We start from the raw sequence: 14,952 nt of genomic DNA on the forward strand, positions 1-14,952 counted from the left end.
GCGCGACGAGGTTCCTACAGCGCCCGCTTCGAGCGGAGCCGCGCGAGCCGCGTCCGGGCCTCCTGCCGGCTTGTCCCGCGGACGCGACCCGTCTCGGCGTCGGCCATCGAGACGAGCGAGAGGCGGTCGAGGAGCGGCGGCCAGTCGCCGGCGCCCGCGGCGTCGCTGGCGAACGCGACCGCGTTACCGAGCCCGTTCCGCTCCTCGGTCCCGGCCCGCGAGACCAGCGCGTCGGCCGCCCTGCGCCCGCCGGCCACGGAGAGCCTGTCGCCGACCGTCGCCGGGATCCACGCTGGGAGGAGCAGCAGCCAACAGAGGACGCCGGCGGCCGCGTACGCCCACGACGGGACGCGCTCGCGGTCCGGCTCGTACCCGTGGATCCGGTTGACGCGCCGGTCCGCAGCGGTGCGGTCCCCGCGGCGCCCCACGAGCAGCGTCGCGAGCAGCGCCGCGGTCTCGACGGCCGCCAGCGCCGGGAGGGTCGCGGTCGTGAGCAGCGCCTCCCGCGTCCGGAGCCTGACGAGCGCGTGGCGCAGCGCGGCGTCGCGGTCGGCCTTCGGGAGGGCGAGCAGGCGCGTCGACACCACCAGCCGCGACCCGCGGTAGCCGTCCGTGGCGGCGACGTTCGCGGCGTCGGCGCGGACCGCGGTGATCTCCGGCGCGTCGACCCCGACGTCCGCCGCAAGCGCCTCGACGCGGTCGGCGACGAAGTCGGCGCGCCGGTCGTCGAGGTCGGCGCCCGGGAGCCGGGCGATCCGCCTGTCGACGAGGACCGGGCCGAGGAGCGCGGCGGCGGCCGGGCCGACGACGACGGCCGCGAGCACTCCCCCGGGCGCGCCGACCGGGACGATCCCGAGCCCGCCGGGGCCGAGGAGCGCGGCGAGCGGGACCAGCGGGACCGCCGCCAACACCGCCGGGACCGCGAGGAGCGCGAGGGCCCCGAGCGCGCGTCGCCCCCGTCCGTCGACCGAGTCTGCCATACGGGCGAGTGTGAGCCACGGCGCGTAAAGCTCTGCCGGACCCGCGGGTCGCCAGCCGGGCTGCGGGGACGATTTCCCCGGATCGATGCGGAGACCATGACCACGTCTTTCGGAGGTTTTAACCGGATTCCACCACCAGTTTCCCGTAATGGCTTTTGAGGATCTACTGAACGACCCCGTCATCCAGAAGTACCTCCACGAGCTGGTGGGGCCGACGGGGATGCCGGTCGCGGCCGCGCCGCCCGACGGCGAGGTCACCGACGAGGAGCTGGCCGAGGAGCTCGGCCTAGAGCTCAACGACGTGCGGCGCGCGCTGTTCATCCTGTACGAGAACGACCTGGCGACGTACCGCCGCGTCCGCGACGAGGACTCCGGGTGGCTCACGTACCTGTGGACGTTCCACTACGACAACATTCCGGAGAACCTCCAGGAGGAGATGTACCGGCTGCTCGACGCCTTAGAGGAGCGCGAGGAGTACGAGCGCACCCACGAGTTCTACCTCTGTGAGGTGTGTTCGATCCGCTTCGAGTTCGGCGAGGCGATGGACTTCGGCTTCGAGTGCCCCGAGTGCGGCTCGCCGGTGGAAGCGATGGACAACGACCGGCTCCGCGACGCGATGGACCAGCGCATCGAGGCGCTGCGCGACGAGCTCAACGTGGACGTGACCGGCTGATGGTCGTCCTCGCAACCAAGTGCTACGTGGAGGGTGACGCCCGCGAGCGCGCGCTCGACGGGATGAACTCGCTCGTCGCCAACGACGTCGGCGAGCTCGACGTCGACTGGAACGTGGGCGTCCGCGACGACGACTTCGTTCAGGTCGACGTGACCGGCGAGGACGCGCCGGTCGCGCGCAACGTCCTCGCGGAGACGTGGGGCGAAATCGTCGCCCACGACGGCGGCCTCGAAGCGGGCGAGGAGTACGTCGGCACCCTCGAATCGTGGGACGACGTGGGGTTCACCCTCGACGCCGGCGTCGACGTGTTCGTCCCGGCCGACGAGCTCGGGCTCGGCGTCGGCTCGCCGGAGCAGGTCGTCGAGCGGTTCGGCCTCGTCCAGCACCTCCCATTGCGGTTCGTCTACGGCGGCGACGCCGGCGACCCGGACGCGGAGCCGAGCCGGCTCGCCGACGCGGAGCGCGACCGCCTGTACGACTGGCAGCGCGGCGACGGCCGGGTGAACGTCAACTCGGCGACGCGCGGCGAGACGCGCGCAACGGTGAACCGCGCGGGCCACGCGCAGGACATCGTCACCGTCGATCGGCTCGGCCTCCTCGAACAGAGCATCGTCTGCGCGGAAGGCACCGACCCGCCGGGACTGCTCGCCGCCATCGGCTCGTACCTCCCGGCCGAGATGCGCTGCGTCGTCTAAACTGATACACACGTGAACAGACGCTTCGCGCTCGCGGTGGCGGCGATCGCCCTCCTCGCGGTCAGCGCCGGCTGCCTCGGCTACGCGACCGGCGGCGGCGAGGTGACGAACGAGACGCTCGACGCCGAGCCGCCCCGCGAGTACGAGTTCGACACGGACCGCGACGCCGCGTTCGACCTCTCGACGGACGCGAGGTACACCGCCGTGTACGCGGTCGGCGACCGGGAGGAGATCCGGCTGTACGAGCAGACGCCGTACGCGGGCGACCAGCCCCTGGAGTTCGAGGCGTTCCGGTATCAGTACCCCGACGGCGAGGTGATCACGGGCAGCGAGTTCCGCGCGCGCGGCGGCGAGATCGAGCAGACGACCGACGAGACGTGGATCCGCTTCGCGGACGACATGGCGGGCGGCAAGGCGGCGTTCTCCGGGGCCGGGTCGCCGCGCCGGTTCACCATGCGCGCGTACGTTGACGGGTCGTACGCCGTGACGCTCCCGGCCGGGTTCAGCACCGAGGCACCGATCGTCGGCCACGTGTCGCCGCGCGACCACTCCGTCGAGACGGTCGGCGACCGCGACCGGGTCGTCTGGGAGGAGGTGTCGGGCGGCTCGATCGTCGTCCAGTCGTACCGCGAGGGCGACCTGGTGGTGTTCGGCGTCATCCTCGTCATCGCGGCGATCGCCGCGGTCGCCGGGACGCTCTACTTCCGGCGGCAGCTGGAGGCGCTCCGCGAGCGCCGCCGCGACCTCGGCTTGGGCGTCTACGACGACGAGGACGACGACGGCTGGCTTTGACGGACGCGGTCGCCCCGTGACCCTTCCGGGCCCCTCCGACTCTCCACCTTCGCCCGCGCCGCGGTCCTTTTCTACCGCGCGGCGCTTTCGTCCGGTATGAACGCCGCCGTCGTCACCGTCGGGGACGAGCTCCTCGTCGGGGACACCGAGAACACGAACGCCACCTGGCTCTGCGACCGCCTCGACGCGCGGGGCGTCACGGTCCGACGGGTAACCGTCGTGCCGGACGAGGTCGCCGGGATAGCGCGCGTCGTCAACGAGTACCACGCCGAGTACGACGCGGTGATCGTCACCGGCGGCCTCGGGCCGACGCACGACGACGTGACGATGGAGGGCGTCGCGGCCGCGTTCGGCCGCGGCCTCGCTGAGAACGAGGAGGCGGCCGCGTGGCTCGCCGAGCGCGGGTACAGTGGGAGCGACCTCGCGGCGGAGACGACGCACCTTCCCGCGGACTGCCGGCCGCTGCCGAACGAGGCCGGGGTCGCGCCGGGCGCGGTCGTCGAGTCCGTCTACGTCCTGCCGGGGGTCCCGACGGAGATGAAGGCGATGTTCGAGCTGGTCGAAGACGAGTTCGCGGGGACGCGCACCCACGTGCTCACGGTCGACGTCGACGAGCCCGAGAGCAAGCTGCTCGACCGGTTCGCGTCGCTGCGGGAGCGGTTCGACGTGCGCGTCGGCTCCTACCCGGGAGAGGTCGTGACGGTGAAGATCACCGCCGAGAGCGAGGCGGAGGCCGAGCGCGCGGCGGCGTGGGTCCGCGAGCACGCGGACGCGGTGGAGGAGGAGTCCGCCTGAGCGGTCGTGGGGGAGTCCCCCCGAGCGGTCGGCGAGGCGGGAGCGGGGTCAGATAAGAGCGGTTCCTACCGGTACAGGTACGCGACCCACACGGCGACGAGCGCGAGGCTCGCGAGCAGGACCGCGCCCGCGGTCGCGCTGATCGGCAGCGGCTCCGTCACGGCGGCTTCGAGGATCATATCTCGGGGTTGTTTTGGGGGCGTCTTAAGTATTGATTCTCGGGCGAGGAGAGCGTCACCCGACGGACGGGTACCGCCGCGCGGACACGAAAACGGGACCGGACGGCGTGAGCGTGTGGCAGCTACCGCGGGAGGGATCCAGTCCCGGTGAGACGAGCAGGTGGGTTCGCCGATGGCGGGCTCACTCCATCGGCACACGGTTCTACGGGGAGACACCTGTTGGTTCCCGTGCCTCGTTGTTGAGGAATTTTATATGCCGGTCGGACGGCCGGTCTCGGAGGGGCCCCCGCGGCGCGGCCGGACGCGGCTCGCTTAAGGGGCCGGCGCAGTGTACGTCTGGCATGCACGTGGGGATCGCGGTGAACCCGGTCGCCGGGATGGGTGGCCGCGTCGGACTGAAGGGGACCGACGGGAAGGTGGCCGAGGCGGTCGAGCGTGGCGCCGAGCCCCGAGCTCCGGACCGGGCGCGGCGGATGGCCGAGCGGCTGGCCGCGGTCGCCCCCGAGGCGGTCGTCTCGGTCGCCGCGGACCCGATGGGCGAGTCGATCGTCCGCGAGGCGGGCTTCGATCCCGTCCGCGTCGTCGACCCGTTCGACGGCGAGGCATCGGAGTCGGCGGCGCCCCCTGAGCCGACGGAGACGACCGCGGAACACACCGCGGCGGTCGTGCGGGCGTTCGCGGAAATCGACGGAGGGGGGGAAGGCGGGGGCGGAGCGAGCGGCGGCGCCCCGGTCGACCTCGTCCTGTTCGTCGGCGGCGACGGGACCGCCGCGGACGTCGCGGAGGCGCTGGAGGGAACCGACGTGCCGATGCTCGGCGTCCCGGCCGGCGTGAAGGTGTACTCGTCGGTGTTCGCGGTGTCGCCGGAGGACGCCGCCGAGGTCGCGGCGTCGTTCTCGCGGACCGAGCGCCGCGAGGTGATGGACATCGACGAGGACGCCTACCGCGAGGGCGAGGTCAATCCGACGCTCCGGGGAATCGCACACGTCCCCGTCGCCGACAACCTCCAGTCGTCGAAACAGACCGCGAGCGGGACCGTCGAGTCACTGGCGGAGGGCGTCGCGGCCGACATCCGCGAGCGCGACGGCGAGGGGGTCACCTTCGTCCTCGGCCCCGGGTCGACCGTGGGCGCGATCAAAGACGAGCTCGGCTTCGAGCCGTCGCCGATCGGCGTCGACGTCTGGCGCGACGGCGAGGTGGTCGTCCGGGACGCGACGGAGGCGGAGATCCTCGACGCGCTCGGCGAGGAGAACGTGATCGTCGTCTCGCCCATTGGCGGCCAGGGGTTCGTCTTCGGCCGCGGCAACCCCCAGATCTCGCCGGCCGTGATCCGGCGCTGTGACCTCCGGATCGTCGCCTCGCGCGCCAAGCTCGACGACGTGCGCGCGCTCCGCGTCGACACCGACGACCCCGACCTCGACGCGGAGTTGGCGGGGTGGGTCCGCGTCCGCGTCGGGAAGTTCGAGACGCGGATGATGAAGATCGTCTGACGCGGCTGGTCGTTCGCGCGGGTCGAAAACTCAGATGCGAAGCCGGCGTTGGAACGCAGCCGGAGGGCGGAAAAGAGTTAGCGGGGGATGTCGATTCAGGTACCTACCGCCGCGAATGCGAACACGAGCGCGAGGTACGCAGCGACGATGACAACCGCCAGCACCGGGACCAGCGTGAAGTGGTCGTGACTTCCGTTGTTGCCGTCGACCTCACCTCGTTCGATGGCGTCAACGTCGACCTCGCCGGATTCGATGGCGTCGGCAGACGGCATCACTTCGGGGAGCCCCTTGCGTCTGGCGTCGAACTTATTCAGCGCGAACACTGCGACCGTCGTCAGAACGAGCGCTAGTGGCAAGGCGATGTAGGCCGTCTGGAGACCCAGACCGTATAGGATGAGCACGAACACCGTGACCACCGCGGCAGTTCCCGCGAACGGTATCTGGGTATTAACGTGGTCGATGTGATCAGAGCCCGAGAAGATCGACGACATGACCGTCGTGTCGCTAATTGGCGAGCTGTGATCACCGTAGATGGCGCCGCCGAACAGCACTCCAACGAGTACGGGGAGAATAGAGGGACCGACCAGTTCATATCCCAGCGGGATTGCTAGTGGAGTCAGGATGGCCATGGTTCCCCAGGAAGTGCCGGTCGTGAAGGCGACAAACATCGCTGCGAGGAAGATAATCACTGGGAGGAAGCTCCCGGGGACGCCGCTGCCGACCATCGCGTCGACGATAACCTGGGCGGTGCCGACCTCCTCGGCAGCCAACCCAATCGACCACGCCAACACGATGATCGCGATGGCGATGTTCATCGTTTTGAATCCCTGGATGATGGTGTCGCTGGCCGTTTCGAGGTCCATTGTCTGGTAGCCGAGCGCGCCGATAAAGCCCGACACCATGAACGCGAAGGAACCGTACAGAAGACCGAGAGCCACGTCGGTCTCTTGGAACGCCGTCGAGATGCTGACGCCGGGGTTGTGGCCACCACCGAGCCACCACATGGAGACCAGGCTAACAACGAGCAACACCAAGATAGGGCCGAAGAAATTCACGAGCGTCGGATTCTTATCGCTGGGTTCGCCGACGTCCTGCGAGACGTCCGACAGCGGCGTCGCGTCCTCTCGAATAGTCTGACCGGTGGAACGCGCCCGCCACTCGGCGTCGAGCATCGGGCCGAAGAACCGCTGGGTGATCGCGATGAACCCGACCATGAAGAACGCCATGAAACAGTAAATGTTCCACGGGATGCTCTGGAGGAACAGTCCGAAGGGGGTCATCCCGAGCTCCGAGGCGGTGACCGTGGCGGCCTCGAAGCCGGCGATAATCATCGATACCTGGTAGCCGATCCAGGATGACACCGGCCCGAACGTCGCCACGGGCGAAGTCGTCGAGTCGAGTGCGTAGGCGTGCATCTCTCGGGAGGACCGGTTCTCCTGAGCGAGATCCCGTGTGGCGTTGCCCGTGACAATCGTGCTGGTGTATGAGCTGAAGAAGATGAATACCCCGATAAGCCAGGTGAGAATCTGCGACTCGCGAGCGCTGTCGACTCGGTCGCCGATCCATTGCTCTAGTGCCAATATGCCGCCGGAGCGGTGAATAAACGCCGCGCCCGCTCCCATGAACATGATGAGGATGATAAACTTCGTGTTGAACGGTGTCCGAAACACCTCAACAAGCCAGTCCATGGTGAGTGATGTCGCAGCGATGGGATTCCAGCCCGCCACAATCATCGCGCCGATCCAGACGCCGGCGAACAAGGACACTAACACCTGCCGTGTCGTCATCGCCAGTACGATCGCCAGAAGCGGCGGTGCCAATGCCAAGAGACCGTAAGTTGTGGTGGTCACAGACAGGATTGAATATTGGTCCATGAAAAATATTCGTATATATCTACAACGGCTTCCGTGTGATACCGGAATATCCTGAACGCTCCCCGGTCGAAGTACATCATGAAGAACGTTTCCTAAACAGCCATATTAGTTAGGTATTCTATAGGTGATATTTGTATCGCACTGTGGACACGTCCACATCGTGTGTGGTGTTTCTACCAATAATTCGCAGTTCGCTCTGGCCGTGTGAGTGACTGAGCGTAGGTCACGCGCGCTAGCGCCGTGCGAATAGGATTGTTGAGATTTTCGGGGTTACGCACCAGGCTGCTTCTCGGTTACGAGCTTTAACCCGAAACCGATCAGTACGCTACCGCTCGCGTACTGTATGAATCTGGAAATTCTCTTGGAGTCCACGATAACGTGTCGTACCCGACTGGCGAATGCCACCACGATCAGGAGGTACAAGACGCTAAGAGCAGCGTAGGTCACACCCAGAACCGAAATTTGGAGAGATACGCTTGCGGTTTGAGAGATGAACTGTGGGAAAAAGGCCAAGACGAAGACGGCAACCTTGGGATTGGAAACATTGATCGTCACTGCTTGCCTGTATGACCGTCTGAGTGAGGTGTTGTTTGCAGAGAGTGTACTCCGAATCTCGAAGTTCTCGTCGTGTCGGAATCTCTGAACACCGAGGTAGACGAGATAGGCGGCGCCGAGGTACTTCACGACGGTGTAGGCGAGCGCCGACGTTCGGAGAATCGCAGCTAATCCGAGTACCGCTGCTGTCGTATGAACGAGGACACCTGTTGCCGTTCCACACGCGGCGGCCGCTCCAGCATAGTGCCCGTGACGGAGGCTCTCCGTCAAGGTGTATATCGTATCGGGACCGGGAGAGATAATGACTACTATCGCCGCCGAAACAAACGTGACAAGGGTTGTGTGGTCAAAAACGAGTACGCTCATTTAACAGAGGCTGTTGGGGATTTTCAGCCCGGTAATACGAGATGATTTCCTGTCAACACGGTCAACGCGTGGTGGGGATCTGTATTCAGCACAGATATTCTATCAGCTACCGCAGATTTCAACGAAGCCGAATAAAAAGAGCTTGATCCTCCCACGACCCATGGGAGCAGTCTGCTCTATTGATTCCGAGAACGACTCGGCTATCGCAGTCTCTGAGGGAGTGGTTGTTCGTGTCTCGGTCGTTGAAGCATAGACTGATCAGTTCGGTGGCTCCGAGCTTCGTGTCGCCCTGCTGAGACTCCGTCACGAGATTGCGGTAGATCATAAATATCGGCCGGCGACACGCGACTCAATTTATAAATTCCGACCGTTGACGCCGCCGACAGACAGCCCTTTGTCGCTCGCCGCGCCGGGAGTCGTATGGGACGCGAGAAGGAGCGGATGCTCGCCGGCGAGGCGTACGACCCGAGCGATCCGGAACTCAGACGCGAGCGGGCGCGCGCTCGGGACCGCTGCCGGCGGTACAACGAAACCGCGCAGACGGAGACCGACCGCCGGGACCGAATGCTCTCCGAGCTGTTCGGGGCCGTCGAGGGCGACGCGACGGTGCTGCCGCCGTTTCACTGTGACTACGGGTACAACATCGGCGTCGGCGACGAGTTCTTCGCGAACTTCGGCTGCGTCTTCCTCGACGCCGGGCCGATCGCGTTCGGCGAGAACTGCATGCTCGGGCCGGGGGTCCACGTCTACACCCCGACGCACCCGATCGACCCCGACGAGCGCGCGGCCGGACTGGAGTTCGGCGAGCCGGTCACGGTCGGCGACGACGTCTGGATCGGGGGACAGGCAGTGATCACGCCCGGGGTCGAGATCGGCGACGGCGCGGTCGTCGCCGCTGGCGCAGTCGTGGTCGACGACGTGCCGGCGCGGACGGTGGTCGGCGGCAACCCGGCCGAAGTGCTCCGAGAAATCGACGACGAGTGACCCTTACAGGGAGTCGAGCGCGTCGGCCACCGCGGGCGCGACGCTGACGACGCTACAGCCGCGCTCGACGGTGTCGCTGCCGACGATCCGGTCGACGCCGGCGGCGCGGAGCTTCGTCACCGCGTTGGCCGCGAGGACCGGGTGGACGCAGGCGGTCAGCACTCGCGCGGCGCCGCGGTCGGTGAGGACCGCGACCGACTCGCTCATGGTCGATCCGGTGGCGATGATGTCGTCGACGACGACCACGTCGCGGTCGGCAACGGGCGCGTCGGAGGGCGACACCGCGACGGCGCCCGTCTCGCGGTCGCGGTGCTTCTCGAAGTAGTCCGTTTCGCCGGCGCCGTATGCGTCGCGGACGGTTGCGGCCACCTCGATGGCTCCCTCGTCGGGGGAGAGGAAGAGCGGGTCGTCGAGGTCTTCCGGGAGCGGCTCGGCGAGGACGCCCGCGGCGTCGACCGCCTCAACGGGGACGTCGAAGAAGTCGGCGACAGTCGCCTCGTGGGGGTTGACGAGCAGGACGCGATCGGTCCCGGTCGAGATCGCCTTCGCCATCGCGCGGGCCGAGACGGGTTCTCCGTCGCCGAAGGAGTCGTCCTGGCGGGCGTACCCCATATAGGGGACAACGGTGGTCACGTCCGTCGCGCCGGCCTCGCGGACGGCGTCCTGGAGCTGGAGCAGTTCCACCCACGCCTCGTCGGAGTCGGTCGCGGCAACGATCACGGCCTCGTCGGCGTCGAAGTCGGGCACCGCGGCGAGCCCCTCTCCGTCGGGGAACCGGTCGTATGTCGGGGTCGCGAGCGCCCGGTCCGTTGCCTCGGCGAGCGCGGCCGCGAGCTGCTGCGAGCTGGACCCGGGTACGATCATGGGCGACCGTTCCGCGGACACCGGTAAACCAGTTTCCTTACGCGCGAACACGTCACGCTCTCTCCGCACTCTCCTCTCGTCCCGCCGCGCGCCACGCGAGCGCGACCCACACCGGCCCCACAGGGGCGGATATTTACGGGCGCGGCGGGTACGAGCGCCCAATGAGCGACACCGAAGCCGGCGCGCGCGTCGGACTCCCCTGTCCGTCGTGTTCGCCCTCCGAGCCGACCGTCCATGAGGTACTCAGCCCGGGCGGGCAGGCCACCGTTCGCTGTACTGAGTGCGACCACACCCACAAGACCGAGATTCCCGAGGAGGAGACGGTCGCCGTGACGATCGTCGTCTCGCAGGACGGCGAGTCGTTCACGACGACGATGGACGTGCCCGCCGAAGGGGACGTCGGCACCGGCGAGGAGTTCGTCGTCGACACCGACGACGCGCTGATGCAGGTGCGGATCACGGGGATCGAGCTCGGCCCGGAGAACCGCGTCGAGGAGGCCGACATCACCGACGTGGAGACGCTGTGGACCCGCGCGGTCGACAACGTCGCGGTCCCCGTCACGCTTCACCCGAAAGACGGGGACGCGGACCAGACGCGGTCGCTGCGCGTGAACGTCCCCGGCGACTACGAGTTCACCGTCGACGAGACCGTCGAATTCGGCGAGGAGCAGTTCACCGTCGAGGGGCTCCAGATCCGCGAGGACGCGCCCGAGTACCGCCACGAGAAGCTCGACCACCCGGGCGATCTCGCCTACGCGAAGGACCTCAAACGGGTGTACGCCCGCGACGAGACGCTCACCGCGTGGTCGGCCTGGTAGGCGCGACGCGATCGTCCCACCCCGACCGGCGAAACCTCGCACCAACATAAACAATTATGAAGGATCCGCCCAACAGTCAAATCGTGCCACCCGTAGTACACGACTGACGCACGCTCGACGGCGGGGACGACGGCCGGTCCCGGCGGTCCGAGCACGCGCGAGGCGACCGAGACCGAACCGGCGACTGACCGACTGAAGTCGTCCCCCAAATCCGACGAGGACGACGCGGCCGACGCCGAGGACGCGACCGACGACCTGCCGACCGCCGCCGAGGCGGTCGCCCAGTGCGCGGCGACGTTCGACCCGTCGGACACCCGGCGGATCGCGAACGGAACCGACCGCTGGAACGAGTACGCCGGCTCGTCGCACTGACGGCGCGGCCGGATCCTTTTATTCCACGGCGCGACTACCGACGAGCGGCCGATGACGAACCACCGCTCCGAGCCGGACTCGGCACCCGGCGACGACGAGCCCTATGAGTGCCGAGGCCGCTAATTTTAACCGGAGATGGATTTCTATCGAGATGAAGCTGTGACCGCGGTGGGAGATAGCTCCCGGTCAGTTCCCGCTGAACGGGCGGACACGGATTTAAGAACGTTGCCGGGCAATCCCATCGTATGGCTGCCGAAATCTCCGACCGGGTTCGAGAGATCGCCGAGGCTCGCGGCCTTCCCGAGTCCGAGGTGTTCGAAGAGGCCCTCGAACGCGGTCTCGAAGGCCTCTGGGAGGACCTCGTTCTTGCTCGGTACCTCGACGGCGAACTCGACCGCGAGGAAGCAATCGAACGCGTCGGTCGAACGAAAGTCGAGCGAGCGGAGCGAGAGCGTGCGGTCGTCGAGGGAGACGTGGACTGGGGTTTGAACGCGTGACGCTTGCGGCTGTCTCGGACGCAGGACCGCTCATCCACCTCGCCGAAATCGATTCACTCGAACTGCTCGCGACGTTTGACACGCTCCTCGTCCCAGAGACGGTTTACGAGGAGGTCGACACCGGTGGTATTCCGGACGGGCTGCCCGATCTCTCCTACGAACTCGTCGAATCCGATGAAAGCCGAGTCGACACTGAAGAGCTAGACGCCGGAGAACGCGCCGCGATCGCGGTCGCCGAAGAGCGAGGAGTCGTTTCTTAACCGACGACCTCGCTGCCCGAGATCCAGCATCCGACACGGGCGTCGAAGTACGCGGTTCTATCGGCATCATCGCGCTCGGTTACGGCCGCGGACTGCTCGACAGACACGAAGCGGCATCGCGTATGCGAGCACTCCAGCGTGAGACGAGCCTCTTCGTGACCGAGGCAGTTGTGGAGCGCGGCATCCAGATGCTGGACGATCAGTAAACACATTCACGATGGATAGATTGTGAGTCGTGAGTGCCGAGGCCACACCTTCGGTACCGACGCCGTGTGAGCGACGCGGACGCGAGTCTCCGGGAGCGTTTTCGCGGCGCGAGCACGGTGAAAATCCGTGCGCTTCGGCGGAAATCGCCGTCTCAGACGAGAGGCGAGACCCCCCCGACCGCCGGTCTCCTCGGGCGACCGATTAGAGGAAGAACGTGACGACCGCGAGCACGACGAAGATGATAACGAGCCACTTGGCGATGGTCATACTTAACCCGGCGACCCCGCTGGCGCCGGCGATCGCCGCGATAATCGCGAGTACCAAGAAGGCGATCGCCAGTCCGATCAGGTCCCCGCCGAACTGGAGGGGGGCGAGCACGGCTCCGTCGTGAACCACTTGGGCCAGGTTCATACCCGATTAACTGTCGTCACCCGGTTAGTTACGCGAGGACTATCACCCGGACGAACCGTTTTCAGGCCGGTGTGCGAGTCGATACCTATGAACCACCGCTGCCCCGACTGCGGCGTCACGATGGAGGAGGTCCGGTTCGGCATGGGCGACGCCTGGAACGCGTACGTCGAAACCGGCGAGAAGCGGGCGGGGCTGCTCGGTAAGCTCGGCGTGAACGAACACAAGGACCTGACGACGGTGATGTGTCCCGAGTGCGGACTGGTGCGGCACTACGTCGAGTTCGAGGACTAACGGGGACGTCGCGCCGGTCGACGTGCGCCGCTGACCGAGCCGGGCCGACACCGGACAGTTCCGGTCGGGCCTTTATTCTCCCCCGCGCCGGACACGTTCGTATGGAGCCAGACTTAGACCGATTCACGTCGCGCCGGTCCACGGTGTACGGCCAGCGCGGCGTGGTGGCGACCAGTCAGCCGCTCGCGAGCCAGGCGGGGATCGAGGTGCTGAGCGAGGGCGGCAACGCGTTCGACGCCGCGGTCGCGACCGCCGCCGCGCTCAACGTCGTCGAGCCAACCTCGACCGGGCTCGGGGGCGACGTGTTCGCGCTGTACCGGACCGCGGACGGCGAGGTCGGCGCGATGCGCTCGTGCGGCGGGGCGCCCGCGGACGCGACGATCGAGAACGTCCGCGACGCGCTCGCCGAGGACGACGATGCCGATTCCTACTACCCCGACGACGGCGGCTACGCGGTCGACGACGCCGGCGAGGCCGGGATGCCGTTCTACGGCCCGCACGCGGTCACGGTGCCGGGGACGGCACGCGGCTGGGAGGCGACGGTCGAGGAGCTGGGCCGGCTCAGCCTCGCGGACGCGCTCGCGCCCGCCATCCGCTACGCGACCGAGGGGTACCCGGTGTCCGAGGTAATCGCGTCTTACTGGGCGAGCGCCGACGCGCTGTTCACCGACGACCACGCCCGCGAGGCGTTCCTGTTCGACGGCGAGCCGCCGGGCGTCGGCGAGACGGTGACGCTCCCGCGGCTCGGCGAGTCCATGCGGAAGATCGCCGAGGAGGGCGCCGACGTCGTCTACGAGGGCGAGATCGCCGAGGCGATCGCCGACGAGGTCCAGTCGCAGGGCGGGTTCATGACCGTCGACGACCTCGCCGACTTCGAGGTCGAGTGGCCCGATCCGGTGTCGACGACCTACAACGGCGCCGAGGTGTACGAGCTGCCGCCGAACAACCAAGGGCTCATCGCGCTCGAAGCGCTCAACGTCGCGAGCGAGCTCGGCGCGGGCGAGTACGACTACGACTCGCCGGAGCGCGTCCACTACTTCGCGGAGGCATTGAAGCGCGCCTTCCACGACGGCCACCGCTACATCACCGACCCCGAGTACGAGGAGATCCCGCCGCTTGCCTCGGCGGAGTGGGCGACTGAGCGCGCCGCCGGCGTCGGCGAGACCGCCTCGCACGACGTCTCCTTCGGCGTGCCGAACGCGAACGCGGAGGACGCCGACACCGTCCTCCTCACGGTTGCCGACGACGCGGGCAACGTCGTCTCGTACATCAACTCCCGATTCGCCGGCTTCGGCTCCGGGCTGGTCGCCGGCGACACCGGCATCGCGCTCCAGAACCGCGGCGCGTCGTTCTCGCTCGACCCGGACCACCCGAACGCGCTCGAACCGGGCAAGCGCCCGTTCCACACGCTCATCCCGGGCGTCGTCCGGTTCGACGAGGACGACTGGGCCGCCTTCGGCGTGATGGGCGGCTACATGCAGCCGCAGGGCCACGTCCAGCTGATCTCGAACATCGTCGACTACGACATGCCGCTCCAGCGCGCGCTCGACGAGCCGCGCTGGCGCTACCGCGAGAGCGGCGAACTGGGGCTCGAACCGCACTTCGACGACGACGCCGCGGCGAAGCTGGTCCGGAAGGACCACGACGTGCGGACGCTCTCGCCGGTCATGTTCGGCGGCGCACAGATCGCCCGGAACAGAGACGGAGTGCTGTCGGCCGCCACGGAACCCCGGAAGGACGGAAACGCGCAGGGGTACTGAGGCCGGGCGACCGCCCGGACACCGCCGACCGATTTTCTATCAGCGAGCAAGTACGACGCCACTTTCGCGCTCGGCCGCCGATCGGCGAA

Annotated in this window: 15 protein-coding genes and 1 pseudogene; 11 read left to right on the top strand and 5 right to left on the bottom strand. The window is 67.5% G+C overall.

What is annotated here, in order from left to right:
* Window positions 1-14 precede the first annotated feature (14 nt).
* Complete coding sequence (locus ACOZ35_RS08400) at window positions 15-980, bottom strand: hypothetical protein (protein ID WP_424015923.1); 966 nt, start codon at window positions 978-980, stop codon at window positions 15-17.
* Between the two features lie 148 nt (window positions 981-1,128).
* Between ACOZ35_RS08400 and ACOZ35_RS08405 the strand changes: the two genes are divergently transcribed.
* The 5 genes from ACOZ35_RS08405 (at window position 1,129) to ACOZ35_RS08425 (ending at window position 5,604) form a co-directional block, all read left to right on the top strand.
* Window positions 1,129-1,653, top strand: a complete 525-nt coding sequence (locus tag ACOZ35_RS08405; protein ID WP_424015924.1) for a transcription factor — start codon at window positions 1,129-1,131, stop codon at window positions 1,651-1,653.
* Window positions 1,653-2,348: a DUF2110 family protein gene (locus ACOZ35_RS08410; protein ID WP_424015925.1), complete on the top strand. Its 696-nt coding sequence runs from the start codon at window positions 1,653-1,655 to the stop codon at window positions 2,346-2,348. Before ACOZ35_RS08405 ends, ACOZ35_RS08410 begins: the two co-directional genes overlap by 1 nt.
* 12 nt (window positions 2,349-2,360) lie before the next feature.
* A complete protein-coding gene (locus tag ACOZ35_RS08415) occupies window positions 2,361-3,140 on the top strand; it encodes a DUF5803 family protein (RefSeq protein WP_424015926.1) in 780 nt (259 codons plus the stop codon).
* A 96-nt stretch (window positions 3,141-3,236) separates the two neighbouring features.
* A complete protein-coding gene (locus ACOZ35_RS08420; RefSeq protein ID WP_424015927.1) occupies window positions 3,237-3,935 on the top strand; it encodes a competence/damage-inducible protein A in 699 nt (232 codons plus the stop codon).
* A gap of 520 nt (window positions 3,936-4,455) precedes the next feature.
* Window positions 4,456-5,604 carry an ATP-NAD kinase family protein gene (locus ACOZ35_RS08425; protein WP_424015928.1) on the top strand — a complete coding sequence of 383 codons (1,149 nt, stop codon included), beginning with the start codon at window positions 4,456-4,458 and terminating at the stop codon, window positions 5,602-5,604.
* 95 nt (window positions 5,605-5,699) lie between these two features.
* On the opposite strand, the gene ACOZ35_RS08430 is transcribed toward ACOZ35_RS08425, so the two are convergent.
* Together ACOZ35_RS08430 and ACOZ35_RS08435 are read right to left on the bottom strand one after the other, a co-directional pair.
* Window positions 5,700-7,391 (bottom strand): Na+/H+ antiporter NhaC family protein, encoded by a 1,692-nt coding sequence (locus ACOZ35_RS08430; protein WP_424016053.1) that lies wholly within the window; start codon window positions 7,389-7,391, stop codon window positions 5,700-5,702.
* 357 nt (window positions 7,392-7,748) lie between these two features.
* Window positions 7,749-8,399: a LysE family translocator gene (locus ACOZ35_RS08435; RefSeq protein ID WP_424015929.1), complete on the bottom strand. Its 651-nt coding sequence runs from the start codon at window positions 8,397-8,399 to the stop codon at window positions 7,749-7,751.
* A 420-nt stretch (window positions 8,400-8,819) separates the two neighbouring features.
* Here ACOZ35_RS08435 and ACOZ35_RS08440 point away from each other — a divergent pair, with 420 nt between their 5' ends.
* Window positions 8,820-9,383, top strand: a complete 564-nt coding sequence (locus ACOZ35_RS08440) for a maltose acetyltransferase domain-containing protein (protein WP_424015930.1) — start codon at window positions 8,820-8,822, stop codon at window positions 9,381-9,383.
* 3 nt (window positions 9,384-9,386) lie between these two features.
* Here the strand turns inward: ACOZ35_RS08440 and prs are convergent, their stop codons facing one another.
* Window positions 9,387-10,247 (bottom strand): ribose-phosphate diphosphokinase, encoded by an 861-nt coding sequence (gene prs, locus ACOZ35_RS08445; RefSeq protein WP_424015931.1) that lies wholly within the window; start codon window positions 10,245-10,247, stop codon window positions 9,387-9,389.
* 161 nt (window positions 10,248-10,408) lie between these two features.
* On the opposite strand from prs, the gene ACOZ35_RS08450 reads away from it, so the two are divergent.
* The 3 genes and pseudogenes from ACOZ35_RS08450 to ACOZ35_RS08460 all read left to right on the top strand — a co-directional run bounded on the left by ACOZ35_RS08450 (window position 10,409) and on the right by ACOZ35_RS08460 (window position 12,400).
* Window positions 10,409-11,065: an HVO_0476 family zinc finger protein gene (locus ACOZ35_RS08450; RefSeq protein WP_424015932.1), complete on the top strand. Its 657-nt coding sequence runs from the start codon at window positions 10,409-10,411 to the stop codon at window positions 11,063-11,065.
* Window positions 11,066-11,682: 617 nt separating this feature from the next.
* Entirely contained in the window at window positions 11,683-11,934 is a 252-nt protein-coding gene (locus ACOZ35_RS08455) for a hypothetical protein (RefSeq protein WP_424015933.1), read from the top strand.
* Window positions 11,931-12,400: pseudogene (locus ACOZ35_RS08460) on the top strand (nucleic acid-binding protein). The gene ACOZ35_RS08455 and the pseudogene ACOZ35_RS08460 overlap by 4 nt, the downstream one beginning before the upstream one ends.
* Before the next feature lie 202 nt (window positions 12,401-12,602).
* On the opposite strand, the gene ACOZ35_RS08465 reads toward ACOZ35_RS08460, so the two are convergent.
* Window positions 12,603-12,812 carry a DUF1328 family protein gene (locus ACOZ35_RS08465; protein WP_424015934.1) on the bottom strand — a complete coding sequence of 70 codons (210 nt, stop codon included), beginning with the start codon at window positions 12,810-12,812 and terminating at the stop codon, window positions 12,603-12,605.
* 87 nt (window positions 12,813-12,899) lie between these two features.
* Here ACOZ35_RS08465 and ACOZ35_RS08470 point away from each other — a divergent pair, with 87 nt between their 5' ends.
* Together ACOZ35_RS08470 and ACOZ35_RS08475 are read left to right on the top strand one after the other, a co-directional pair.
* On the top strand, window positions 12,900-13,103 hold the full coding sequence (locus ACOZ35_RS08470) for a hypothetical protein (protein WP_424015935.1): 204 nt from the start codon (window positions 12,900-12,902) through the stop codon (window positions 13,101-13,103).
* Window positions 13,104-13,204: 101 nt separating this feature from the next.
* Entirely contained in the window at window positions 13,205-14,863 is a 1,659-nt protein-coding gene (locus tag ACOZ35_RS08475) for a gamma-glutamyltransferase family protein (RefSeq protein WP_424015936.1), read from the top strand.
* Window positions 14,864-14,952 lie beyond the last annotated feature (89 nt).

Source organism: Halorubrum xinjiangense (assembly GCF_049604745.1).
Lineage (GTDB): Archaea > Halobacteriota > Halobacteria > Halobacteriales > Haloferacaceae > Halorubrum > Halorubrum xinjiangense_A.